Origin of the sequence: Mycobacterium sp. AMU20-3851 (genome assembly GCF_043974665.1) — a bacterium.
GTDB lineage: Bacteria > Actinomycetota > Actinomycetes > Mycobacteriales > Mycobacteriaceae > Mycobacterium.
On the sequence record NZ_CP146371.1, the window covers coordinates 3,156,580 to 3,179,671 of the forward strand.

A 23,092-nucleotide genomic window follows, 5' to 3' on the forward strand; every position below is an offset into this window, starting at 1 on the left:
GTACGGCCCCCTCCGGAGAGGGGGCCGTACCTGTGTTCAGGTGAAACTACTCGCTGTCGTTGCCGCTGCCCGAGCCGGCGGAGCCGCTGTCGGACTCGCCGGCCCCACCCGAGCCGGTGCTGCTGTCGAACGCTCGGTCGGCCTTGGCGGCGGCCCGTGCCTCTGCCTGGGCGGCCTTGGCGGCGGCCCGTGCCTCTGCCCTGGCGGCCTTCTGCTCTGCCTTGGCTGCCTTCTTCTCCGCCTTGGCTTCTGCCTTGGCGTCGGGTGCGTCGTCAGCCTTGGTGTCGGCCGCGTCCGTCGGCGTGCCATCCGTGCCGGTCTCGGTCTCGGTACCGGCCGCGTCGTCAGCCTTGGCATCGCTCTCGGTGCCTGCCTCGGCACCCGTCTCGCTGTCCACGGTGTCGGACTGCTCGGCGGACTCGGCAGCCGTGTCAGCCGCGGGGTCGGTCTCGACCTCGGATGCCTCGTCGGTGCCGGGCCCGCTCGCGGCGGATTCCTCCTCCACCGGGGCCTGCTCGGCGCCCTCGCCCTCGCCCTCGTCTTCATCGCCGACGGCCACCACCTGCTGAACCTGCGTGCCGCCACCGGAGACCGTGTCCAGGGTCAGCGTCACCGTGTCGGCCTCATCGGCGACAGCCGGCGAGGAGACCCTGTCCAGCTCGGAAACCGCGCTCTGAGCCGAGCGGGGCGCCGTGAGGTTGCGCAGCGCATCGGCGAAGAGCTTCGGGTACTGGACCAAGAATCCGTCGATCGTCCCGCCCTCACTCAGCAGGCCGGGGAAGACCGACCACTCCGGGGCGATGCTCGGGCGGTAGCCGTTGAGGAAGGCGCCGACCACCTTGGCAGGGAGGTTGACGACATGGCTGACGACGCTGGCCAGATCACCGGCGACCACCGATGCGCGAATCTCGTCCAGGCTGTCGGTGAACCGGAAGATGGCGCTCACGTAGGGCACCAGCAGTGCGTGCGGGTAGCCGGCAAGTGTGGTGTCACCGACGAGCAGGGCATCCAGGACCGCACCGATGGCCGGGGCGCCGATCGAACGTGCAACCTTGCCGGGAATTTCCAGACTCGGGTACAGCGGCCAGCCGGATTCGCCGAGACCGAAGATAAACCAGTCATTGAGGTAGGCGAAGGATTCCGTGAACTGCCCGCGGAACAGGTTGGTGAGCGAGTTCTGGATGACACCCAGCAACTTGGCATTGTGCGCCGCTCCGCCGGCTATCGACCCCTGGATACCGGTGATCAATGTCTCGCGGTGCTCGCCCAGGTTGTTCAGGACCGCCGGAATGGTGGTGAACGGGTTGAACAGAGCCGTCGCCAGCTCGCGCTGGAGCTGCGGGTTGCCCAGCAGCGTTCCCAGATTCGGGCCCAGGGTCGCCGACACTTCGCGTCCCCGATTGCTCAGGTGCCCAAACGCTTTCGAGAACGTCTCGTTGAGAACGATGAGCGGGTTCTCGAACGCCGCCAGCTCGACTGCTCGTTGCTGCGCGGCCTGCGCTGCGTGCTGGGCGGATTCCAGGGCCGGCGCGTTGGACGCCATCGGCGTGACGGCCATGACGGACGCCCCGGTGATCGCTACCGAAGCTACGAACAGCTTCTTCTTCGACGGTGCGGACGACGCCGGCGCGGTGCAGAATTCGCGCCCCGGTTCCGCTTTAACAGCGAGTGACACGGTTCTCCTAATTTTTCCGAGGGGTGATCAGCCAGATATGGCTGCCGCGAATGCTATTGCAGGACAACGACTGTCACAATAGCTACGTTCTACGATCGTCCAATTTTGCTGAATGTGTCCACAGAAAGCTTCATCGAGAGGCGTCGGCAGAGCCGAACCGTTGCGAAACAGCGCAATCGAAGAGCATCAAGGTCTCGTCCCGGATCAAAGTGTCCATCTTCTTTCCGGCAACGGCGTCATAAAGCGCGGACAATCCGCCCGACCCGGGCAGCATCCAGTCGTGTGGTTCGATCATGATGCATGCGAAGGACGAGACGGCCCCCGGGGAGGCCCGGCAAACCTCAGATTCGGCGCCCTCGATGTCGAGCTTGACGATGAACGGTGCCGCATCGGGTATCTCGGCGATCAACGTCTCGAGCGTGACCGACGGTGTGACGCCACCATCGGATACCCGGTTCGCCCACGAGCCTTCCTCGCGAGTGGTCAGGTCGACACCGTTCTCGTGACTCCACACCGCCGCATGGACCATCTTGATCCGTGAGTTCTGCGCACAGTTGCGCTCGATGAGAGCGACGCAGTCCGGGTCAGGTTCGACGGCCAGGATCACGGCATCCGGGAAGTGTTCGGCGAGATAGAGAGCCGAGTAGCCGACGTTCGCGCCGGCATCGATGATCAGCGGAATCTGTCCGGCCGCCCGGATACCCGCCGCGATCACGTTGAGACGCTCCATCCAGAATGGATGCGCATCGTATTCGCGTTCGGTGAAGATCTGCGCGAGCACGAAGGGGTCGCTGTCACAGGGGCGCACCATCAACCGGTGCGCTCCGCAGGTTACCGGCACCGGCTTTGCCATCCCGAGCGCGCGCCGTGCGACCAGGTTGAGAGCCGAGGTGAACCCGACACTTTCCGCGAGCGCGAGGGTGTGACCGATCTTCTCGCGTACCTTGCTCATCGGGCCGGCAACGGCGACGACACCGGCACGGTCCCGCGATGCAGCCGGCGTTCACGGCCGATGGTCCGCAGCACCCGCAGGCCGTCGGTGACCGCATTGAGGTTGCTACGCCCGTAGATCCGTTTGCCTTCGAAACTGCTGACTTCCTGGATCTTCAAGCCGTTTCGCGCGACACGGACGTTGATGACCGTCTCGATCTCGAATCCGTCACCCCACTGCGCATCGGTGACATCGGTGCGGGGCAGGTCCAGAACCGGCAGATGCCTTCGCCAGAATGCGTTGTACCCGTAGCACAGATCCGTGAAGCTGGTGTCGAACAGCTGATTGACCAGCCAGTTGAGTCCCTTGTTGCCGAGGCGGCGCAGATGGGTGATGTCGTCGCTGCCACCCGATCGGGTGAAGCGGCTGCCCTTGGCGAAGTCGGCACCGGACACCAACGCTGCGACGAAGTCCGGGATCTCGGCCGGGTCGGTTGATCCGTCGGCGTCGATCATCACCACGATGTCACAGGTGCTCACCTCGAAACCGCATGCCAACGCGTTGCCTTTTCCATTCCGAGACTGGTTGACTATCAGTGCATCCGGCCACAGTTCGCGGGCGACCTCGATCGTGTTGTCGACAGACGCCCCGTCCACCACCACGATCTGGTCCACTGCCGGCATCCGCTTTGCGACATACGGCAGGTTGCGGGCCTCGTTGCGGGTCGGGATCACCACGGTCACGGTCGGTTGACCTGGGCCGTCCCCGGACCCTCCGGGGCCGATTCCGACCGCCCGATCGTGGTTGTCGCGACTGACGGTTTGTTTGCCAGACATCACATCCTGGTCGATGACGGCGAACTTCTCCATGTTCGCAAAGCCAGTGCCCTCCACGGTATCTGTCAAGGGAGTCTTTACCTTTCACGACGGGAAGGCACCTGGCATCTGCCACAGAACGGCGCCTGAGCGTTGCTCACCGGCCGGTGAGTCCTCATTGCGAAAACGACACTAGCGAGAACACACAGGAAATTGTCAGCTACGTAGGATCAGTATGACGCAACCCACAGGGCCGCGCCGAAACCGCGCTCGCGCACGAATCTCTTTGCAGCGCAATCGATCAGATGAATTCAAAAATCTAGTTTGAATTCATCCCGGGCAACCGCAGGTTGCTCGTCACGCCGAGGTGATCCGACCCCGGCAGCTCCAGCCGCGCGAAGGTCGTCGGCACCCATTCGCGCGTCAGGATCCGGTCGATCGCCAGTACCGGCGGCAGCACCCGGTCTGCCGGGTAGGTCGGCACCACACCTGCGCCCACGTGCTCGGCGGCATCGAGAAGCGGTGCCACGCCATGTGGCGTCGAGTTGGTCAGCAGTTGCCGGTACTGGCGGTGGTCGTAGGTGGCATTGAAATCGGCACCCACGATCATCGGGTACGGCTCGGCCGAAAAGATCGGCCGCAGCCGCTTGAGCTCGTACACCCATTTCCAGGCGGGCTCGGGGTACGGCGGCAGTGGGTGCAGTGCATATACCGCCGTCGGATCGGCAGCAGGGATCTCGGCGACAGCACGCAGATTGTTGAGTACGAATCCGTCCAGCTGTGCACACTCACGCAGCGGGTACCGCGAATAGATACCCGCGCCACCGCCGCCGTGCCGGGTGCGCACGCAATTGTGGGGCAGCGCATTCTCCAGCCCCGCGGCCGCCAGTTTCGCCCTCGCCGAGTCGGTCAGCTCGATCACGGTGAGTACGTCGATCTCGCGCGCACCCACCGAATCCACCAGGGCTGCCGCATCCGCGCCGCCCAACCGGATGTTGGCCTGCATCACCCGCACCGACGGGCCCGACAGTTCCGGCGGTGCGCTGCTCCGATACAGCGGTACCTGTGTCCCGATCCCGACCAGCAGAACAACCGTGGCCGCGACCGCGGCCCGCCGCCGCCCACCGATGAGCAGCAGCACCAGCGCGATCACGGACAAGACGACCCCCACCGGGGTGAACGCCGCGAACCACGCCACCACCGTGCTGGTCAAACCGACGAAGTGGGCGCACACACCGGCCGTGGCGATCGCCCAGACGAGGTAGCCGACCAGGCCGGCGGCAGATCTCCAGCGGGGCGCAGACAAGAACCGACGGCCGATCAGGCAGTTCGGACCAGTGGTGACCAGTTCGCTTCGTCGACGGATGCCAGCACCTCACGCGCGGTGCGGGCCGCGGCGGCGGCCCGCACCGCGGCGGGTGCGTCGCTTTCCAGCGGGGCCTCCACGCTGATCGGGATCCCGGCCGGCAACGCCCGCAACATCGACACCAGGTCGAGGCCGCCGGCGCCGGGCAGCAAACGGGCACAACGCCCTTGGTGCATCATCTCCTGCACGGTGGCGGGCCGCTCGGCAGGCGCATCGCAGATCTGCGCGTAGCGAATCCACTCTGCCGGCAGCGCCGCCAGGTCGGCGGGCGTGGTCCCGGCACGGTCGTAGTGGATGGCGTCGACCAGCAGACCCACCGCGGCCTGGCACGCGGTGACGATCTCGGCCCCCTGACGCAGATCCTGTACCTGCGTCCACGGCATCGGTTCCAGGTTCGGCGTCAGCCCGAATTGCGCTGCCAGCAAAGCCAACTCGGCGAGGTTGTCCGCGGTACGACGGTGATCGTCATCGTTGCCCGTCACCAGGATCTCGGTGGCGCCCAGGAATGCACCGGTCTCCAGGAACGCCTCGAAATCCGCGCGCACCTTGGTATCCGGGCGCAGTCGCAGCACCTCGATATCGATCAGACGCAGGCCCGAATCGTCCAGCCGTTGCTTGGTCTCCCGGATCAGCGGGGTCTGCCCGATCGTGGGCCGCACCGGCTCCTGCGGGGTGGCCCGGATCAGCCGCAGCCCGACAGCGTCGAAACCGGCTCCGGCAGCACATGTCACCAGCTCAGCCGGGTCGAGCTCCAGCACCGTCAACGGCGCCAGCGAAATCGTGTGCCCCGCGCTCCCACCACGGGGCTGGCCCAATGCGCTCATCACCATCTCCTTGCCGGCTTTGTCCGTCGATATGCGAACTGCCACTCCGGCAGTCATCATCGATCATCGGGGTCCGGTTTGGGGGCCTACGTCCACTCGAAAGCCGTAGGCGGTGACCGAGATTACGTCACCTGATCTGCAGATTCAGCAAATCGGCAGCGGTCAGCAACGCTCCAGTCCACGCTGCATGATCTTGGGCGCACGTCGATACACGGTGGGCTGCGGCCCCATTCGGAGCACGCCGAAGACCAAAGATTTCACGTGATGCGGGGTGACCGGCCCGCTGTTGAGCCAGTCCTGCAGTGCAGTCATGCTCGTTGTCCTTTGTTGGTGCGTTCCCGAGCCACTCGTCGGTGAAGGCGCTGTGGCCGAAGTCTACCGGCGAACGGACCGTCGCACCGGGCTACAACACCCGGTCCGTTGGCCCGGGACAACGGGTTTGGAGATCACACCCGGAGGCCGAATGTGTCTGCGCTCACATGTGCACGGTGAGGCAGGCTCAGTTCGGCACCAGGCTGAGCCGGACGTCCGGCCCGATCGCCTCGATGCCGTCGAACCGCCACCGCTGGGCGCCGGCAATGCTGAGCACCCCGACATCGTCGACCGCGGTGATCGGGCCGCCGAGCAGAATCGGCGCAACGTAGGCGAGGATCCGGTCGATGACCCCGGCCCGCAGAAACGCCCCGGCAAGTGTGGGTCCGCCCTCCAAGAGCACCGCCGTCCGGTCCGACAGGGCCCGGATCACCTCGTGCGGGTCGTGGGTACGGATCACCATGGTGCGCGAGTCATCGTTGAGCACATTGGCTTCCGAGGAGATCTCGCGCTCCCCCACCACGACGCGCAGCGGCTGGCGGTCGGCCAGGCTGCCGTCGGGCAGTCGTGCGGTCAGGGTGGGGTCGTCGAAGAACACCGTGCCGGTGCCGACCACGATCGCCTCCACCACGCTGCGACGCCGGTGTACATCGGCGCGGGCGGCGTCACTGGTGATCCACTGGCTGCTGCCATCGGCGGCGGCGCTCCGCCCGTCCACGCTGGTGGCGAATTTCCATGTCACATGCGGCAATCCGGTGCGCTGCTTGTGCAGCCATTCGCGCAGCGGCCCGCCCGTCACCTCGGTGACGAGCACCCCGGCCTGTACCTCGACTCCGGCCTGGGTCAACCGCGACGACCCACCGGCGGCGACCGGGTTGGGGTCGGCGACGGCATACACCACCCGGGACACCCCGGCGGCGAGCAGCCCGTCGACACACGGCGGGGTGCGGCCGTGGTGATTGCACGGTTCCAGCGTGACCACCGCGGTCCCACCCCGGGCCAGCTCACCCGCCCGCCGCAACGCGACCACTTCGGCGTGTGCCCCGCCGGTCGGCTCGGTGGCGCCGACCCCCACGACCGTCCCGGCGGAGTCCAGGATGACGGCGCCGACCGGCGGATTCGGATAGGTGGCGCCCTTTACCCGCTCGGCCTGCTCAATGGCCAGCCGCATCGCGGCGTCGAAGGTCGCCGGCCGCATCGCGGCGTCGAGGGTCACAGTGTCAGGTGCGGCGACACGGCCCCGGCCTGCCGCCGAAGCTGCCGCACCGCCTCGGCCGGGTCGGCGGCGCTGTACACGGCCGAACCCGCCACGAAGCAGTCCACACCGGCCTCGGCGGCGGCCTCGATGGTGTCGGCGTTGATGCCGCCGTCGATCTCCACCAGGATCGTCAGCTCTCCGGCATCCACCAGCCGGCGCACGGTGCTGACCTTGCCGAGCACCTCGGGGATGAACTTCTGGCCGCCGAAACCGGGCTCCACGGACATCACCAGCAGGGTGTCGAACTCGCGCAGGATCTCCAGGTAGGGGTCCAGCGCGGTGCCCGGCTTCAGGGACAGACCGGCCTTGGCGCCCGCGGCCCGGATATCGCGGGCCACGCCCACCGGATTGTCGGTCGCCTCCGCGTGGAAGGTGACGTTGTAGGCGCCCGCCTCCGCGTACGGCGGGGCCCAGCGTTCCGGCTGGTCGATCATCAGATGGCAGTCCATCGGGATGTCGGTCGCCTTGAGCAGGCTCTCCACCACGGGCAGGCCCAGCGTCAGGTTGGGGACGAAATGGTTGTCCATCACGTCGACGTGGAGCCAGTCCGCACCGGCCACGGCGGCGACCTCGTCGGACAGCCGGGCGAAGTCCGCGGAGAGGATGGACGGAGCGATGAGGGGGGCCTGGGCGAGCGAAGCGACGGGAGATTGACCTGCCATGCCGGTCAGCCTACTTTCAGCGCCGCGGCGAACATCGCGTCGGTGCCGTGCAGATGCGGCCACAGCTGCACATAGGGCCCGTCGCCCAGCTGGTCGACCCAGGGGAAGAACTCCCGGGTGTCCAGCGCGGTGACCGGCTGTCGGCGCAGCGCGTCGGCCACCACACCGACCGTCTCGGCCAGGTGCGGGGAACACGTCGCGTAGAGCACCACCCCGCCCGGGCGGGTCAACCCGATCGCCGAGGCCAGCAGTTCCTTCTGCAGCTTCGCCAGCGGTGGTACATCGTTGGGTTGGCGCCGCCAGCGTGCCTCCGGCCGGCGCCGCAGCGCGCCCAGACCGGTGCACGGCGCGTCGACCAGCACACGGTCGAAGCTGCCCGCGCCCAGACCGGACTCCCGTCCGTCGGCCCGCAGCACCTCGACGGGTAGCCCGGCGGTGTTCTGCTCGACGAACTTGGCCCGATGTTCGGCCGGCTCCACCGCCGTGACCCGGGTGCCCTCGGGTGCCAGCGCCGCGATCAACGCGGTCTTGCCGCCCGGGCCCGAGCACAGATCCAGCCAGCGGCCGCCGTCGGTGCCGTCCACGCCGGCCAGCGTCAAGGCCCGCGCCACCAGTTGGGAGCCCTCGTCCTGAACCAGTGCCGCACCGTCCCGCACCGCCGCCAGGTCGCCGGGATCGCCGCCGTGCAGGTACACCGCGTACGGCGAGTAGCGGCCGACGGTGCCGTCGGTCTGGGCGGCCAACTCCGCGGCGGTCAGCGCACCGGGTCGTGCGACCAGGTGCACGACGGGACGTTCGTCATCGCTGGCCAACAACGCGCCGAGCTCACCGGCACGGGTACCGAGCGCGTCGACGAAGGCCTGGGCGACCCAGCGTGGATGCGCGTGTACGAAGGCCGCGTGCCCGACCGGGTCCGTGGCCGCCGACGGCGCAAGCTCGTCGATCCAGCCCTGTTCGTCCTTGGTGGAGACGGTACGCAGCACACCGTTGACGAAACCCGCCCGGGCCGAATCGAATTCGATGCCGGCCTGGTCCACGGTGGTGTCCAGCGCAGCGTGCGCGTCCACCCGGGTGCGCAACAGCTGATAGGCGCCCAGCCGCAACAGGTCCAGCAGCACCGGGTCGATCTGGTCGACCGGTCGGCCGGCCGCGGCGGCGATCACCGCGTCCAGCGTGCCGCGGGTACGGCAGGTGCCGTACGCCAGTTCGGTGGCGAACGCCGCGTCGCGGCCGCTGATCCCGCGTTCCCGCAGCAGCACCGGCAGGGTCAGGTTGGCGTAGGCGTCGCGTTCGCTGACCGCTCGCAGCACGTCGAACGCGGCCCGCCGGGCCGGATCCAGCGGCTTGCGCCGCGGGCCCCTGCCCTGCGGGGGGCGGTTCGAGTGGTGTCGCCCCGGGCGATTGGGCCGGCTCACAGTGCACGCACCGAATCGTCCAGACGTGCCCCGCGAGCCCAGTCCGCGGCCTTCATCGGCTTCTTGCCGGGCGGTTGCACCCAACTCAGCGACACCGCGTTCGAACCGGTGCCGACCCACACGTCGCGGCGCCCGACCTCGAACTCGCCGGCCGGCAGAGTCTTGGTCTCGTCCGGGTGGACCGGACCCAGTTTGATGCGGGTATCGCCGATCATGGTCCAGGCGCCGGGATTCGGGGTCACCGCCCGGATCCTGCGGTCGACCGCGTGAGCGGGCAGATCCCAGCGCACCCGTGCCTCCTCGACGGTGATCTTCGGGGCGATCGTGACCCCGTCGGCCGGCTGCGGGACCGGGCGCAGCGATCCGTCGGCGATCCCGTCCATGGTTGCCTCCAGCAGCCCGGCACCCGAAACCGACAGTCGCTCAAGCAGATCTCCGGCGGTGTCGGTCGGGCGCACCGTTTCGGTCACCACGCCGTAGATGGGCCCGGAATCCAGCTCGAGCTCGATCTGAAAGGTCGTCGCTCCGGTCACCTCGTCACCGGCGGCGATGGCGGCCTGCACCGGTGCCGCGCCGCGCCAGGCCGGCAGCAGCGAGAAGTGCAGGTTCACCCAGCCGTGGGTGGGCACCGCGAGCAGTTCCTCACGCAACAGCGCACCGTAGGCCACCACCGCACAGGCGTCGGGGTCCAGCTCGCGCAGTTCGGCGACGAACTCCGGTGTGTTCGGCCGGGCGGGCCGCAGAACCGGGATCCCGAGGTCGCCGGCCAGCTGCGCGACCGGCGACGGCACCGGTTTGCCGCGCCGGCCGGCTGCCGCGTCCGGGCGGGTCAACACCGCGACGACCTCGTGATTGTCCGACTCGACGAGTCGGCGCAGCGAAGGCAAGGCGGGTTCTGGGGTTCCGGCAAAGACGAGACGCACCGAGTCAGTCTAGGGAAGCCTGGGCGTCTGATAGAACTCGCGTTCGCCCACGTCGGCGATCGGCGCGACGAACATCCACGGCATGGTGGTGACCAGCCGGTTCACCGTCGCCACCGCATCGTTGTAGTACTGCCGGGCGAACTCCAGTTTGTTCTCGGTGTCGGTGAGATTCTGCTGCAGGTTCAGGAAATTGTTCGACGAGTTCAACTGCGGGTAGCTCTGCCCCAACGCCAGGACCTGCCCGAGCGCGCTGTCGAGTTCCCCCTCGGCGGCGCTACGTCGCGCCACCGAGTCCCCGGTAGTGGCTGCGTCGAGCGCGGCCCGGGCCCGACTGGCGTGGTCCAGGACTGCCTTCTCGTGCGCGGCGAAGGATCCGACCGTGTGCACCAGGCTGGGGATCAGCGCTGCGCGGCGGGTCAGCTCGACGTCGATACCGGACAACGCCTCGGACACCCGCACGTCGGCGGCCTTGAGCTTGTTGTAGCCCACCACCAGGCCGATCAGCACCAGCACGGCGATCGCCAGCACCAGAATCAGCAGGAACCTCACCATGATCCACCTCCGCCGCCTCCGCCGCCGCCCCCACCGCCACCGCCGCCACTGCTGCTGCCGCCACCACTGGAGGACGACGCCTGCGACGCGGTGTAGGCGCCGATCGATGAGGACAACGCCGACTCGAAACTGTCGAAGTCCGTTCCGCCCGAGCTTGCACTGAAACCCGAGGACGTGCTGTCCGAGGAGTTGTACCACTCCGGTTGCGGAGCGGCGGCACCGGTCGCGTCCCGGTACTTCTGCGCCCACAGCGCCGCGCTGCCGGCGGCGACCGCGAACGGGACGTAGGCGGCGTAGAGGTCCTTGCGCGCACCGAAGTCGAACCGGCTCTCCGCCGAGTCGGTGGACAGCAACCGGTGGAAACCCCCGGCCCGCGACCACAGTTCACGGCCGGTGGGCGTGCGGCGGGTGCCGACGCCGTCACCCCAGGAGGCGATCGTGAACAGGAAGAACACCGCGAACGGCAACGCCCACAAGGTGATCGGGAATCCCCAGCGGAAAAACCCGCACACCATCAGGATCGCCGCGACCCCATTGGCGACCCGCAGCCACAGCTCGCGGCGCCGCTTGACGATCAGCCCGTCCTCGATCGCCCAGTGCCGCACCGCGGCGGCCATATCGGTTTTGGCCCTGTCCAGCTTCTCGCCGGAGCGGGCCGACTTCCGGGCCTTGAACTCGGCGCCGGGGCCGATCACCTTCAGCGCCGACCCGACCGCGACGGCGACCGGATCGACATCGGCCCAGGCATCCTTGCGCGCCGTGCCGGTCACGTTCCAGTCGTCCTCGTCGACCTGCCGGAGCTCGACGAGCTTGCGTTCGGCGAGATGGAACAGTGTCGCGGTCAACCCGTGTTCGGGTACCGACTCGGTGCGGATGTACTCGGTCTGCACCGGGCCCAGCCCCGCTGGTGGCTCGTACTGGATCGGGAATCCGGGTGGCCGTTCGACGGTGCTGCGCTGCCACAGGAAGGCGATCAGTCCGGACACGAACGCCAGCCCGAGCAACACCGCGACCCGCGTCGTCGACTGGCCCAGCACGCGGTCCCAGTGGTGGTTCCAGGGCAGTTCCGTGCGCGGCGGGGTGACCATGTCCATACCGGCGCGCAGGGTGACCGGGGTGTGCGGAGCCAGGTCTGCGGCCGTCAGGCGCACCGTGGCGCCCTGGACACTGAGGTCCGAGCAGGCCGCACCCCGGCCGGAGCCGACCGAGCACTGTGCGCCGATCACCGGCTCCGGAAGGGTCACCGTGACGTCGACGTTCTCGATCCGGTTGTTCCATGCGGGGGCGATGACGTTCCAGAAGAACACCGTGCGGGCCCGGGGGTCACCGGTCGACGTGCCGAATTCTTTGTCGGCACCGGTGGTTCCGGGATCGAGCACACCGCCGATGGTGTAGCGGATCTGGTAGACGTGGGTGCCGGGATACAACGTGTAGTCGGGGCTGCCGATCTTGGCCACCCGGAACCGTTCCCTACCCTCCCAGAGCAATTGGTAGGGCACCTCCTCGCCGTCGAGCAGGATGGACCGGATCTGCGGCACCTGGCGGATGTCGGGATCGTTCTGGTTGACCACATCCCAGTGCCGGAAGATGCCGTGCCGGTCCGGCGGGAACTCCCCGGTGATGGTCTCGACGGCGTCGAGGGCGCCATCGGCGCCGACCGTGTAGTGCGCGGTGTAGTCGCTGATCACCACCGGATCCTCGGCGGCACCGTCGGCACTGCTGACCGTCCCGGCCCCGGCGCTGAACAACACCGGCCACAGCACACCAAACGCGATAAGCAGCAACGGGATCAGTGACCTGAGCAGCCGTCCCATGCCCACCTCCAGCCGGTAATTGCTGCTTACCCTATGTGCAACGGGTCCATTTGGACGCGAACCGGTTGTTGCTCGTGGCGCGAGCTCAGCGAATTCACCGCGCGGCGCAGCGCCGCCGCGAGTTCCAGACCACCGGCCCGCGGTACCCGCACCAGCATCCGGCTGACCGGGCTGTCCACCGCGATGCCGGGCGGCCGGCGCGCCCCCGGCGGCAGGTCGACCGGGCCCAGCGGTTCGGCCTCGGCGGGCAGTTCGGCCGAATCCAGCAGGGCCGCCACCGCTTCGGGCACCCCGTCGAGCACAGCGAGGTGCACCGCCGGCGGCAGGGCCACCTCGTCGCGGGCATTCAGTTCGGACTCGGCGTGGCCCAGCGGATCCCACCGGATCAGCGATTGCACCGTCGGGATCGCGGACTCGGCGATCACCGCCACGGTGCCTCCGTCGGCGCGGCTGCGTACCAGGGCCGAGGCCGACATCCAGCGCCGCAGCGTGTCCTCGGCCGCGCGCAGATCCTGGCGGCCCAGCAGCGCCCAGCTGTCCAGCAGCAGCGCGGCACCGTAGCCGCCCTCGGCGACCGGTTCGGCACCCGGGGTGGCGACCACGACGGCGGGTTTGGCGCTCACCGTGGAGACCACCGCCTCCCCGCCGGAGGTGATGACGCTGGCCCCCGGCAGGGCGCGGCCGAGTTCCTCGGCGGTGCGGCGGGCGCCGACCACCACCGCCCGCACGGCATCCGACCCGCAACTCACGCACCGCAACGTCAGCTCCGCGCGGGCACACCACCGGCACACCGCGCCGTGGGTGTCGCGGTCCGGCAGCGACATCGGCCCGGTGCAATGTCGGCAGCGGGCCACCGTGCGGCACCGGGCGCAGGCCAGCGCCGGCACATACCCGCGGCGTGGCACCTGGACCAGCACCGGATTACCCGCGTCCAGTGCCGCTCGCGCCGTGCGCAGCGCCATCGACGGTAGCCGCGCGGTATGTGCGGCCGGGTCGCGTTCCTGGTCGAAGGCGTTGTCGTCCAGGGCCACCACCCGCGGTGCGTGGGCGCGCACCTCGGCGCGCGCGGCCACCAGGTCGTGGGCCCACTTGCTGCGCACCAGCGCGTGCGCCTCGGCGGTCCGGGCGAACCCGCCGATCATTGCGGCACAACGCAATTGGTGCGCCCGCAGCATCGCGACCTCGCGAGCGTGCGGGTAGGGCGCCCGCGGCTCGGACAGCGAGTCGTCCCCGTCGTCCCAGACGATCACCAGGCCCAGGTCGGCGACCGGCGCGAACACCGCGCTACGGGTCCCGATGACCAGCCGGGCCTGCCCGCGCAGCACCGAGAGCCAGCGCCGGTAGCGCTGGGAGGGGCCCAGTCCGGCCGACAGCGCCACCACCCGCGAGTCGTCCACACAGGTCACCGCCGCGGCGTGCACCGCATCGACGTCCCGCTGATCGGGCACCACGATCAGCGCACTGCGCCCGGCGTGCACAGTCGCCGCGGCGGCTTCGGCCAGCCGCAGCGGCCACTGCTCCCCCGGAAGCGCCTGCCACACCGCCCGGGCCGCGCGTCCTTCGGCGATCGCCTGCAGGAACTGCTCGCCCCGCTGGTAACGAGACCAGCCGGATTCGTCGACCGGGGTGTGGGCCAGTGGCGGCAGTTCCGGCGGCACCTGCTTCTCGACTCCGGCGTGCCGCGGCGGGATGGCCAGCCGCAGCACGTCCGGGCGGGTACCGACGTAGCGGGCGGCCACCGCGTCGGTCAGCCTGCGGATGTCGGTGGTCAGCACCGGTTCGGCCGAGACGACCCGGTCCAGCCAGCCCAGCTTGCCGGGATGGTCGGTGTCCGAACGTCTTTCCAGGATGAAGGCGTCCACCAGCCGACCGTGGAAACGCACCCGTGCCCGGACCCCGGGTTGGGCGTCATCGGACTGATCGGCGGACACCAGGTAGTCGAACTCGCGGTCCAGGTGCGGCACCGACAGCATCGGCAGTACCCGCGCGATCGGCTCGTGCTCGGCGGCGCGGCGGGTCTGGGTCACCGGTCCCTTCCGAAGAAGAGCCCCGCGGTGATCAGCATCAGCGACGCCGCGTAGGTCCACCAGATGGGGATCGCCAACGCCTCGGCGTTCTCGGGGGCCAGCATGAACTTGCTGATCCCGATCATCGAGTCCGAGACCGCGAAACACAGCGCGCCCAGTGCAGTCCACAGTGTCGGCAGCGCGGCCAGCAGCGCGGCACACACCATTGCGACGAGGACGCCCATGTAGACGGCCACCGGCAGCGCCATGCCCTGCTCCAACAACGCCGGCCAGAACAACACCAGCAGCACCACACAGGCGGCCACCACGACGGCCCCGGCCGCCAGCCGGGACGGTTGTCGGCGCACCAGCGGGACGAGGGCCGCCAGGAAACACAGGTGCGCAACCAGGAACGAGGCCAGCCCGAGCACGAAGGACGGCTCCCACCACGGCATGGCGAGCAGGTAGTCACCGGCGGCCGAGCCGATCAGCGCGGCGACCAGCCAGCGCCGTTCCCGGGCCTCGGGATGTCGCAGGGCGGCCAGCGCCAGCAGCACCGCCGCGGCCGCCTTCACCGCGGGTTGCAGCGGGAACTGCCCGGTCAGTTCCGCACCGGACGGGACCCGCAGCGCGACCGTGATCAGGAAGATCCCGTAGGCCAGTCCGCACAACACCGCCAGGACCCAGAACGACCGGACCCAACGGGCTGCGTACGGTGAAGCCATGCCTGAATCCGGTACCGACAGACCCGCCTTGGACGCCATTCTGGAAAAGGTACTGGAGGCGGTGCCGTTCCAATTGACCATGGACGGCGGTCCGGACGAGGCGCGGGCCCGCTTCGCCGCACTGCCGCGCCGTGAGGTGCACCCGGACCTGCGCACCGAGGACCGCACCATCGATGGCGTCCCGGTGCGGATCTACTGGCCCGACGTTTCAGACTCCCGCCCGCCTGATTCAACTCCCGGGTCGCTTCGCTCCTGCCCGCCGGTGGTCCTGTTCTTCCACGGCGGCGGCTGGGTCGTCGGCGACCTGGACACCTACGACGGGACCGCGCGCGAGCACGCCGTCGGGGCCGGGGCGGTGGTGGTGTCGGTGGACTACCGGCTGGCTCCCGAACATCCGTACCCCGCCGCCGTCGACGACGTCTGGGCGGTGACGCAGTGGGTCGCCGCGCACGCCGACGAACTGGGCGCCGACCCGGGCCGGATCGCGGTCGCCGGGGATTCCGCAGGCGGCAATCTGGCCGCCGCGGTGGCCCTGCTCGCCCGCGACGCCGGGATCGCGCTGCGCCTGCAGTTGCTCTGGTACCCGGCCACCACCTGGGATACCAGCCTGCCGTCGTTCACCGAGAACGCCGATGCGCCGATCCTCGGCCGCGGTGCGGTGGGCGCCTTCTCGAAGCTCTACGCGGCCGGGATCGACCTGAGCGATCCGCCGGCCACGCTGGTACCCGCCCGCGCCGGGTCACTGAGCGGCCTGGCGCCCGCCTACATCGCGGTGGCCGGCCACGACCCCCTGCGTGACGACGGCGTCCGCTATGCCGAACTGCTGGCCGCGGCCGGGGTGCCGGCGCAGTTGCACAACGCACAGACCCTGGTACACGGCTATCTGGGCTACCACGGCGTGGTGCCGGCAGCGACCGAGGCGATCGATCTCGCCCTTGCCGCGCTGCGGGGCGCGTTAGCCTGAGGTTCATGACCGCCTCGACCCCCCGGCCCGACGTAGACCCGAATCTCAAGGCCCTGCTGGACGCGGTGCCGCTGGAGTTCACCATCGCCGACGGTGTCGACGTGGCCCGGGAGAAACTGCGTGCGGTGAAACCGCCGCCGGAGATGCTGCCGCAACTGAGGATCGAGGAACGCACCGTCGGGTACGGCGATCTCGACGACATCCCGGTGCGGATCTACTGGCCGCCGGTCGAGCAGCACGACAATCTGCCCGTCGTCGTTTTCTACCACGGCGGTGGATGGGCGGTGGGCGACCTGGACACCCATGACCACGTGGCCCGCGCCCACTCGGTGGGCGCCGAGGCGATCGTGGTGTCGGTGGACTACCGGCTCGCCCCCGAGCATCCCTACCCGGCGGGCGTGGAGGATGCCTGGGCGGCGCTGCGCTGGGTGGGTGAGCATGCCGGCGAGCTCGGCGGCGACCCGACTCGCATTGCGGTGGCCGGGGATTCGGCGGGCGGGAACCTGTCGGCGGTGATGGCACTGCGGGCCCGGGACGCGGGCGGCCCACCGCTGGTGTTCCAGCTGCTGTGGTACCCGGTCGCGGTCGGTGATACCAAGGCGCCGTCCTTCGTCGAGAACGCCGACGCCTACATTCTCAACCAGGACGTCACCGAGGCCTTTCTGACCTGGTATCTGCCCGGCATGGATCTGAGCGACCCGGCGTCGCTGCCCACCGATGTGGCCCCCGCCAACGCCGAGTCGCTGAGCGGGCTGCCGCCGGCCTTCATCGGCACCGCCGAGCACGACCCGCTGCGTGACGACGGCGGTCGATACGCCGAATTGCTCAGCGCGGCAGGTGTTGCGGTGCAGCACAGTCTTGAGCCGACGATGGTGCACGGGTACGTCAGCCTGGCGCTAGCCTCGCCGGCCGCAACCGAGGCCACCGAACGCGGGATCGCCGCACTGCGTGCCGCGCTGCATCCCTGAGGATCGCGTCATGACGCCGGAATTCCACACCGTGATCATCGGGGCCGGGTTCTCCGGGATCGGCGCCGCCATCGCTCTGAACCGGGCCGGGCTCGGTGACTACCTGATCATCGAGGCGGGTGCCGAGGCCGGCGGGACCTGGTACTGGAACACCTATCCCGGTGTCGCCGTGGACATTCCGTCGTTCTCCTACCAGTTCTCGTTCGAGCAGAGCCCGCACTGGTCGCGCACCTACGCGCCGGGCCGCGAACTCAAGGCCTACGCCGATCACTGCGTCGCGAAGTATGGGATCGGATCGCGGATCCGGTTCGGCACCGAGGTGACCGGGGCGGTGTTCGACGACGCGGCCGATCTCTGGCGCCTTGAGACCTCGGCCGGCGAGTGCACCGCGCGGCACCTGATCAACGCCGCCGGGGTGCTCAACGTGCCGAAATTGCCCGACATCGACGGGGTCGACACCTTCGCCGGCACCACCTTGCACACCGCCCGCTGGGACCACGGGGCCGACCTGTCCGGGAAACGCGTCGCGGTGATCGGTACCGGCGCGTCGGCGGTGCAGCTCATTCCCGAGATCGCGCCGAAGGTCGCGCACCTCACCGTTTTTCAGCGCACCCCGATCTGGTGTTTCCCGAAGTTCGACGTGCCGCTCTCGGCTCCGGCGCGCTGGGCGATGCGTCTGCCGTTCGGCAGCACCGCTCAGCGCCTGCTGAGCCAGGCCTACGTCGAGGTCACCTTCCCGCTGGCCGCGCAGTACCACGGCGTGTTCCCGCTGTCCGGCGGCGCCGAGCGGATGGGCTTGTCCTATCTGCGTCGCGAGGTGTCCGATCCGGCGCTTCGGGAGAAGCTCACTCCGCGCTATGCGGTCGGCTGCAAGCGCCCGGCGTTCCACAACACCTATCTGAGCACCTTCAACAGAGACAACGTCGCCCTCGTCACCGAACCGATCGATCGGATCACCCCGACCGGGGTGGTCACCGACGACGGGATCGCCCACGAGGTCGACGTGCTGGTACTGGCAACGGGTTTCAAGGTGATGGACGTGGACTCCGGCAGCTTCGGATTGATCGGCCCGGGCGGCCGGTCACTGGCCGAGTTCTGGACCGACAACCGGATGCAGGCGTACGAGGGTGTCAGCGTGCCGGGTTTCCCGAACTTCTTCAACGTCTGCGGCCCGTACGGGTACGTCGGCTCGTCGTACTTCGCGTTGATCGAGACGCAGACCCACCACATCGTGCGCTGCCTGCGGCAGGCCGAGCGCACCGGCGCGGTCCGGGTCGAGGTACGGCCCGAGGCCAACGCCCGCTACTTCGCCGAGATGATGCGCAAACGGCACCGCCAGATCTTCTGGCAGGACAGCTGCGCGTCGGCCAACAGTTACTACTTCGACAAGAACGGCGATGTGCCACTGCGGCCGGCCAGCACCCCCGAGGCGTACTGGCGCAGCCGCAGCTTCCCGCTCGACGACTACGCGTTCACGTCCTAGCGTGACAAGACGCGAATGCTAGACGGAGGCCTTGAGTTCCTCGACCTTGTTGGTCTGCTCCCAGGGCAGCTCGATGTCGGTCCGGCCGAAGTGGCCGTACGCGGCGGTCGGTGCGTAGATCGGGCGCAGCAGATCCAGATCGCGCACGATGGCGCCGGGGCGCAGATCGAACACCGCGGTGATGGCCTTCTCGATCCGGGCCGGGTCGACGGTCTCGGAGCCGAACGTCTCGACGAACAGGCCCACCGGGGCGGCCTTGCCGATCGCATAGGCGACCTGCACCTCGACCCGCTCGGCCAGGCCGGCGGCGACGACGTTCTTGGCCACCCAGCGCATCGCGTACGCGGCCGAGCGGTCCACCTTCGACGGATCCTTGCCGGAGAAGGCGCCGCCGCCGTGGCGGGCCCAGCCACCGTAGGTGTCGACGATGATCTTGCGGCCGGTCAGGCCGGCGTCACCCATCGGACCACCGAGCACGAACTTGCCGGTCGGGTTGACCAGCAGCCGGAAGTCGGAGGTGTCCATGGTGTCGTGGTTCAGGTCGGCCAGCACGGTGTTGACGACCTTCTCCCGGATGTCCGGGGTCAGGGTGCCGTCCAGGTCGATACCGGCCGCGTGCTGGGTGGACAGCACGACGGTGTCCAGCCGCACCGGCGTGGTGCCGTCGTACTGCACGGTGACCTGGGTCTTGCCGTCCGGGCGCAGGTAGTCCAGCACACCGTTCTTGCGCACCTCGGTGAGCCGGCGGGCCAGCCGGTGGGCCAGCGCGATCGGCAGCGGCATCAGTTCCGGGGTGTCCTTGATGGCGTACCCGAACATCAGGCCCTGGTCGCCGGCGCCCTGCAGGTCCAGCGGGTCGCCCGCGCCCTCGACGCGGGTCTCGTGGGCGGTGTCCACGCCCTGGGCGATATCGGGCGACTGGCGGCCGATACCGATGTTGACGCCGGCGGTCTCGCCGTCGAAGCCCTTGTCCGAGGAGTCGTAGCCGATCTCCAGGATGCGCTTGCGCACGGTGTCGTTGATGTCGGCGAAGGCTTCCTTGGCCGACGTGGTGACCTCGCCGATGACGTGGACCTGGCCGGTCGTGACGGCGGTCTCGACCGCGACACGCGACTTGGGATCGGCGGCCAGCAAGGAGTCGAGGATCGAATCGCTGATGGCGTCACAGATCTTGTCGGGGTGTCCTTCGGTCACCGACTCGCTGGTAAACAGCCGACCTGTGCTCACGTGACATCCTCCAAGTAGTTAGATAGGCAAAGCTTAATCTTGCTCACTGGCAGCCAACCTTGTAAAGCCGATCGGCGCAACCGTTACCCGCAGTGAGTTTCACCCGTTCAGCAGCGCCCCGATCGCGTCCACGATACGGCTGGCCATCAAAGTCTTCGAACCGTGCTCCAATGCGGTTTCGGTTCCGTCTGCGGTCAGCATCCAGCCGTCGTTGTGATCGACCTCGAAGGCCTTGCCCTCACCGACCGCGTTGACCACCAGCATTTCACAGCCCTTGCGCTTGAGCTTGGCCCGCGCATGGAACAACACATCGCCGTTCGCATCGCCCGTCTCGGCCGCGAATCCGACGATAGTGCGCATATTGGGCAGTTGGCCCTCGGCCCGGGCGCGGACGGCGCCGGCCAGCACATCGTCATTTCGGACGAGATCGATGGACGGCGCCCCGTTGTCGTCGGCGCCCTTCTTGATCTTCGCCGTGGCGACCTGTGCGGGCCGGAAGTCCGCCACGGCCGCCGCCATCACCAGGACGTTCGCCTCGGGCGCGAGCTTGGACACGGCGTCCTTGAGCTGGGTGGCCGAACCGATGTGCACCACGTTCACCCCGGCCGGATCGATCAGGCCCGAGGTGTTCCCGGCGACCAGGGTGACCTCGGCGCCGCGCTGGGCCATCACCCGGGCCACCGCGTAGCCCTGCTTGCCCGAACTGCGGTTCCCGATGAAGCGCACCGGGTCCAGCGGCTCGCGGGTCCCGCCGGCGGTCACCAGCGCCTTCACCCCGGACAGGTCGTACGGCAGGGCGTCCGGACGCTCCAGCAGCAGCCCCGCCAGCGTGGTGATCTCCTCGGCCTCGGGCAGTCGGCCCGGGCCGGTGTCCGCACCGGTGAGCCGCCCGGACGCGGGCTCGAGCACCACCGCGCCCCGGCGGCGCAGGGTGGCCACATTGTCGACGGTGGCCGGGTGGAACCACATCTCGGTGTGCATCGCCGGCGCGAACAGCACCGGACAGCGGGCGGTCAACAGGGTGCCGGTCAGCAGGTCGTCGGCGCGGCCGGCGACTGCCCGGGCCAGCAGGTCCGCGGTCGCCGGGGCCACCACCACCAGGTCGGCCTGCTGGCCGATCCGGACATGTGGGACCTCGTGCACGGATTCGAACACGCCGGTGTGCACCGGCTGACTGGACAGCGCCTCGAATGTCGCGGCACCGACGAACTTCAGCGCCGACTCGGTCGGGATCACCCTGACCTCGTGGCCCGCTTCCGTGAGCTGCCGGACGACGGTGCACGCCTTATAGGCGGCAATTCCGCCTGCGACGCCGACGACGATCCGTTTACGGTCGGTCATTTCGGCAGCCCCTGGCTGTTACTCGCCCTCGGAGTGCTCGAGCAGATCGGAGTGGATCTCGCGCATCGCGATCGAGAGGGGCTTCTCCTGCAGGCCCGGCTCGACCAACGGGCCGACGTACTCCAGGATGCCGTCGCCGAGCTGGTTGTAGTAGTCGTTGATCTGGCGCGCACGCTTGGCTGCGTAGATCACCAGCGCGTACTTGCTCGACGCACGGTCGAGCAGTTCGTCGATGGGCGGGTTGGTGATACCCAGCGGCGTGTCGTAGGCGTTGGCGGCGTCGATGTTCTCGACAGGCGTGCTCACGAAGATTCTCCCGGCTGTAAAAAGTTTTCGGTGTTAAAGACGATGCAGTTGGTGCGATTGAGGCAACCCGACTAATGGGCCACCAGCAAGGATACCAATTCCGCGCACGCGGACTCCAATTGCGTGTTGACAACCACCACATCGAAGTCGCCCTGGGCGGCCAGTTCCTCACGTGCGGTGCTCAACCGCCGAGCCTGGACCTCGGGACTTTCGGTCCCGCGCCCGACCAGCCGTTCCTCCAGCACCTCCCAGCTGGGCGGTGCGAGAAAGACCGTCGTCACCTCGGGCATCGCGGCCTTCACGGCGCGGGCGCCGGCCAGATCGACCTCGATCAACACCGGGACGCCGGCCGCGGTGGCCGCGCGGATCGGCGCGGCCGGGGTACCCGACCGTTGCAGGCCGCCGTGGATCTCGGCCCATTCGAGGAGTTCTCCGTCGTCGATCAGACGCTGGAACTCGTCGGCCGAGACGAACGTGTAGTCCACGCCGTCGACCTCACCGGGTCGCGGCGCACGTGTCGTGACCGACACGCTGAAATGCAGGTCGGGAATCCGGTCGCGCAGACAGCGCACGACCGTGGACTTCCCGACAGCGGAAGGGCCGGACAGGACTACGACCGCAGCCTTGTCCGGCCCACCACCAGTATTCAATTGGTTGTGATTAGTCGCTGGTGAAGTCGAACTTCTCCAGCAGCGCCTTGCGCTGGCGATCGCCGAGGCCGCGCAGGCGGCGGGTCGGAGCGATCTCCAGTTCGGTCATGATCTCCTGAGCCTTGACCTTGCCGACCTTGGGCAGTGCCTCCAGCAGTGCGGAGACCTTCATCTTGCCCAAGACCTCATCGGTCTCGGCGTCCTTGAGAACCTGCTTGAGGTTGGTGCCGCCGCGCTTCAGCCGATCTTTGAGCTCGGCTCGCGCTCGACGTGCGGCAGCAGCCTTCTCCAACGCTGCCGCGCGCTGTTCGTCGGTCAACTGGGGAAGGGCCACGGGGTTCCTCCGTCTCTCGCCATCTGTTGTTTCATCACGGCTGGATCACGTAACCAGCCAGCGACGACGACCGTACCCACGCAACCTGACGAAAGCTAACCCCACCCCCGCGTTTCCGGGTCAAAAGTCCAGCGTGTACGGCGTGAGCGCACCGTGCCGATTTTCCGGCTCCGCGCGTGTTTGCCACCACGCATTCCGCTGATCTGCCTGCACAGCAAGGGTTTTCAGCCGGTATGCCGATCGTCGGGGGTTTCCGCGCAACCGCCGTCAGTTCGCTGGATCGCGATTCCTGGCACTGGAATGAGAAATTTTCGCTGGTCATGGCGTGTCGGGCGTGTCGGCGACCGCCGAGACACCCGTCACGTTCGACGCATAGCAAACCTAAACAAACACCCCGAAACCGGGCGTATGATCTGCGGATTCTCCGGCCCTGACACCGACAGTCGGATCACCCCTCGTGTCCGGCGAAGAGCCCGTCGCAAGGGCCGCCTGGCGGGACGTCAGCGGCTTTCGACACCCATTCCGCCCCCGACCCACCGGG

At 68.6% G+C, this 23,092-nt stretch carries 22 protein-coding genes; 3 read left to right on the forward strand and 19 right to left on the reverse strand.

The features are described from left to right. Nucleotides 1–46: 46 nt before the first annotated feature. From V4U86_RS15020 to V4U86_RS15085, 14 genes are all read right to left on the reverse strand, one after another. Entirely contained in the window at nucleotides 47–1,675 is a 1,629-nt protein-coding gene (locus V4U86_RS15020) for a hypothetical protein (protein ID WP_395306777.1), read from the reverse strand. A gap of 130 nt (nucleotides 1,676–1,805) precedes the next feature. Then, nucleotides 1,806–2,627, reverse strand: coding sequence for an FkbM family methyltransferase (locus V4U86_RS15025; RefSeq protein ID WP_395306778.1), 822 nt, complete (start codon nucleotides 2,625–2,627; stop codon nucleotides 1,806–1,808). Continuing rightward, nucleotides 2,624–3,442, reverse strand: a complete 819-nt coding sequence (locus V4U86_RS15030; protein WP_395312057.1) for a glycosyltransferase family 2 protein — start codon at nucleotides 3,440–3,442, stop codon at nucleotides 2,624–2,626. The genes V4U86_RS15025 and V4U86_RS15030 overlap by 4 nt, the downstream gene beginning before the upstream one ends. A gap of 298 nt (nucleotides 3,443–3,740) precedes the next feature. After that, the gene (locus tag V4U86_RS15035; RefSeq protein ID WP_395306779.1) at nucleotides 3,741–4,727 is read right to left on the reverse strand and encodes an endonuclease/exonuclease/phosphatase family protein; all 987 of its coding nucleotides are present in this window, start codon (nucleotides 4,725–4,727) and stop codon (nucleotides 3,741–3,743) included. Nucleotides 4,728–4,741: 14 nt separating this feature from the next. Next, nucleotides 4,742–5,611, reverse strand: a complete 870-nt coding sequence (locus tag V4U86_RS15040) for a sugar phosphate isomerase/epimerase family protein (protein WP_395306780.1) — start codon at nucleotides 5,609–5,611, stop codon at nucleotides 4,742–4,744. Nucleotides 5,612–5,773: 162 nt separating this feature from the next. Then, nucleotides 5,774–5,923 (reverse strand): hypothetical protein, encoded by a 150-nt coding sequence (locus tag V4U86_RS15045; protein ID WP_395306781.1) that lies wholly within the window; start codon nucleotides 5,921–5,923, stop codon nucleotides 5,774–5,776. A gap of 187 nt (nucleotides 5,924–6,110) precedes the next feature. Then, nucleotides 6,111–7,121: a bifunctional diaminohydroxyphosphoribosylaminopyrimidine deaminase/5-amino-6-(5-phosphoribosylamino)uracil reductase RibD gene (gene ribD / locus V4U86_RS15050; RefSeq protein ID WP_395312058.1), complete on the reverse strand. Its 1,011-nt coding sequence runs from the start codon at nucleotides 7,119–7,121 to the stop codon at nucleotides 6,111–6,113. A 14-nt stretch (nucleotides 7,122–7,135) separates the two neighbouring features. Beyond that, a complete protein-coding gene (rpe, locus tag V4U86_RS15055; RefSeq protein WP_395306782.1) occupies nucleotides 7,136–7,843 on the reverse strand; it encodes a ribulose-phosphate 3-epimerase in 708 nt (235 codons plus the stop codon). 5 nt (nucleotides 7,844–7,848) lie between these two features. Further along, nucleotides 7,849–9,258 carry an RsmB/NOP family class I SAM-dependent RNA methyltransferase gene (locus tag V4U86_RS15060; RefSeq protein ID WP_395306783.1) on the reverse strand — a complete coding sequence of 470 codons (1,410 nt, stop codon included), beginning with the start codon at nucleotides 9,256–9,258 and terminating at the stop codon, nucleotides 7,849–7,851. Further along, nucleotides 9,255–10,181: a methionyl-tRNA formyltransferase gene (gene fmt, locus V4U86_RS15065; RefSeq protein WP_395306784.1), complete on the reverse strand. Its 927-nt coding sequence runs from the start codon at nucleotides 10,179–10,181 to the stop codon at nucleotides 9,255–9,257. The genes V4U86_RS15060 and fmt overlap by 4 nt, the downstream gene beginning before the upstream one ends. A gap of 9 nt (nucleotides 10,182–10,190) precedes the next feature. After that, nucleotides 10,191–10,733, reverse strand: a complete 543-nt coding sequence (locus tag V4U86_RS15070) for a LemA family protein (protein WP_395306785.1) — start codon at nucleotides 10,731–10,733, stop codon at nucleotides 10,191–10,193. After that, on the reverse strand, nucleotides 10,727–12,547 hold the full coding sequence (locus V4U86_RS15075) for a DUF2207 domain-containing protein (RefSeq protein WP_395306786.1): 1,821 nt from the start codon (nucleotides 12,545–12,547) through the stop codon (nucleotides 10,727–10,729). The genes V4U86_RS15070 and V4U86_RS15075 overlap by 7 nt, the downstream gene beginning before the upstream one ends. 26 nt (nucleotides 12,548–12,573) lie before the next feature. Continuing rightward, nucleotides 12,574–14,520 carry a primosomal protein N' gene (locus V4U86_RS15080; RefSeq protein ID WP_395312059.1) on the reverse strand — a complete coding sequence of 649 codons (1,947 nt, stop codon included), beginning with the start codon at nucleotides 14,518–14,520 and terminating at the stop codon, nucleotides 12,574–12,576. A 50-nt stretch (nucleotides 14,521–14,570) separates the two neighbouring features. After that, nucleotides 14,571–15,278 (reverse strand): lysoplasmalogenase, encoded by a 708-nt coding sequence (locus tag V4U86_RS15085; RefSeq protein ID WP_395306787.1) that lies wholly within the window; start codon nucleotides 15,276–15,278, stop codon nucleotides 14,571–14,573. Here V4U86_RS15085 and V4U86_RS15090 point away from each other — a divergent pair. Genes V4U86_RS15090 through V4U86_RS15100 form a run of 3 tightly spaced genes read left to right on the forward strand, consistent with a single transcriptional unit; the run spans nucleotide 15,277 to nucleotide 18,693 of the window. Beyond that, on the forward strand, nucleotides 15,277–16,242 hold the full coding sequence (locus tag V4U86_RS15090) for an alpha/beta hydrolase (protein ID WP_395306788.1): 966 nt from the start codon (nucleotides 15,277–15,279) through the stop codon (nucleotides 16,240–16,242). The two genes, V4U86_RS15085 and V4U86_RS15090, sit on opposite strands and share 2 nt — an antisense overlap. 5 nt (nucleotides 16,243–16,247) lie before the next feature. Next, on the forward strand, nucleotides 16,248–17,210 hold the full coding sequence (locus V4U86_RS15095) for an alpha/beta hydrolase (RefSeq protein WP_395306789.1): 963 nt from the start codon (nucleotides 16,248–16,250) through the stop codon (nucleotides 17,208–17,210). Between the two features lie 10 nt (nucleotides 17,211–17,220). Next, complete coding sequence (locus V4U86_RS15100; RefSeq protein ID WP_395306790.1) at nucleotides 17,221–18,693, forward strand: flavin-containing monooxygenase; 1,473 nt, start codon at nucleotides 17,221–17,223, stop codon at nucleotides 18,691–18,693. An 18-nt stretch (nucleotides 18,694–18,711) separates the two neighbouring features. On the opposite strand, the gene metK is transcribed toward V4U86_RS15100, so the two are convergent. The 5 genes from metK to mihF all read right to left on the reverse strand — a co-directional run bounded on the left by metK (nucleotide 18,712) and on the right by mihF (nucleotide 22,551). After that, nucleotides 18,712–19,920: a methionine adenosyltransferase gene (gene metK, locus V4U86_RS15105; protein ID WP_395306791.1), complete on the reverse strand. Its 1,209-nt coding sequence runs from the start codon at nucleotides 19,918–19,920 to the stop codon at nucleotides 18,712–18,714. 99 nt (nucleotides 19,921–20,019) lie between these two features. Continuing rightward, nucleotides 20,020–21,261 carry a bifunctional phosphopantothenoylcysteine decarboxylase/phosphopantothenate--cysteine ligase CoaBC gene (coaBC, locus tag V4U86_RS15110; protein ID WP_395306792.1) on the reverse strand — a complete coding sequence of 414 codons (1,242 nt, stop codon included), beginning with the start codon at nucleotides 21,259–21,261 and terminating at the stop codon, nucleotides 20,020–20,022. An 18-nt stretch (nucleotides 21,262–21,279) separates the two neighbouring features. Further along, nucleotides 21,280–21,573, reverse strand: coding sequence for a DNA-directed RNA polymerase subunit omega (gene rpoZ / locus V4U86_RS15115; RefSeq protein ID WP_087022889.1), 294 nt, complete (start codon nucleotides 21,571–21,573; stop codon nucleotides 21,280–21,282). A 65-nt stretch (nucleotides 21,574–21,638) separates the two neighbouring features. Beyond that, on the reverse strand, nucleotides 21,639–22,217 hold the full coding sequence (gene gmk, locus V4U86_RS15120; RefSeq protein WP_395306793.1) for a guanylate kinase: 579 nt from the start codon (nucleotides 22,215–22,217) through the stop codon (nucleotides 21,639–21,641). Between the two features lie 10 nt (nucleotides 22,218–22,227). Continuing rightward, complete coding sequence (mihF, locus tag V4U86_RS15125; RefSeq protein WP_067811067.1) at nucleotides 22,228–22,551, reverse strand: integration host factor, actinobacterial type; 324 nt, start codon at nucleotides 22,549–22,551, stop codon at nucleotides 22,228–22,230. Nucleotides 22,552–23,092 lie beyond the last annotated feature (541 nt).

Excerpts from the sequence above, each read along its gene's own strand:
- V4U86_RS15025 (WP_395306778.1), bottom strand. The coding sequence starts at position 2,627 with ATGAGCAAGGTACGCGAGAAGATCGGTCACACCCTCGCGCTCGCGGAA.
- V4U86_RS15090 (WP_395306788.1), top strand. The coding sequence starts at position 15,277 with ATGCCTGAATCCGGTACCGACAGACCCGCCTTGGACGCCATTCTGGAA.
- V4U86_RS15075 (WP_395306786.1), bottom strand. The coding sequence starts at position 12,547 with ATGGGACGGCTGCTCAGGTCACTGATCCCGTTGCTGCTTATCGCGTTT.
- V4U86_RS15080 (WP_395312059.1), bottom strand. The coding sequence starts at position 14,520 with ATGCTGTCGGTGCCGCACCTGGACCGCGAGTTCGACTACCTGGTGTCC.
- V4U86_RS15030 (WP_395312057.1), bottom strand. The coding sequence starts at position 3,442 with ATGTCTGGCAAACAAACCGTCAGTCGCGACAACCACGATCGGGCGGTC.
- V4U86_RS15070 (WP_395306785.1), bottom strand. The coding sequence starts at position 10,733 with ATGGTGAGGTTCCTGCTGATTCTGGTGCTGGCGATCGCCGTGCTGGTG.
- coaBC (WP_395306792.1), bottom strand. The coding sequence starts at position 21,261 with ATGACCGACCGTAAACGGATCGTCGTCGGCGTCGCAGGCGGAATTGCC.
- V4U86_RS15100 (WP_395306790.1), top strand. The coding sequence starts at position 17,221 with ATGACGCCGGAATTCCACACCGTGATCATCGGGGCCGGGTTCTCCGGG.
- V4U86_RS15095 (WP_395306789.1), top strand. The coding sequence starts at position 16,248 with ATGACCGCCTCGACCCCCCGGCCCGACGTAGACCCGAATCTCAAGGCC.
- V4U86_RS15040 (WP_395306780.1), bottom strand. The coding sequence starts at position 5,611 with ATGAGCGCATTGGGCCAGCCCCGTGGTGGGAGCGCGGGGCACACGATT.
- rpe (WP_395306782.1), bottom strand. The coding sequence starts at position 7,843 with ATGGCAGGTCAATCTCCCGTCGCTTCGCTCGCCCAGGCCCCCCTCATC.
- V4U86_RS15085 (WP_395306787.1), bottom strand. The coding sequence starts at position 15,278 with ATGGCTTCACCGTACGCAGCCCGTTGGGTCCGGTCGTTCTGGGTCCTG.
- V4U86_RS15045 (WP_395306781.1), bottom strand. The coding sequence starts at position 5,923 with ATGACTGCACTGCAGGACTGGCTCAACAGCGGGCCGGTCACCCCGCAT.
- ribD (WP_395312058.1), bottom strand. The coding sequence starts at position 7,121 with ATGCGGCCGGCGACCTTCGACGCCGCGATGCGGCTGGCCATTGAGCAG.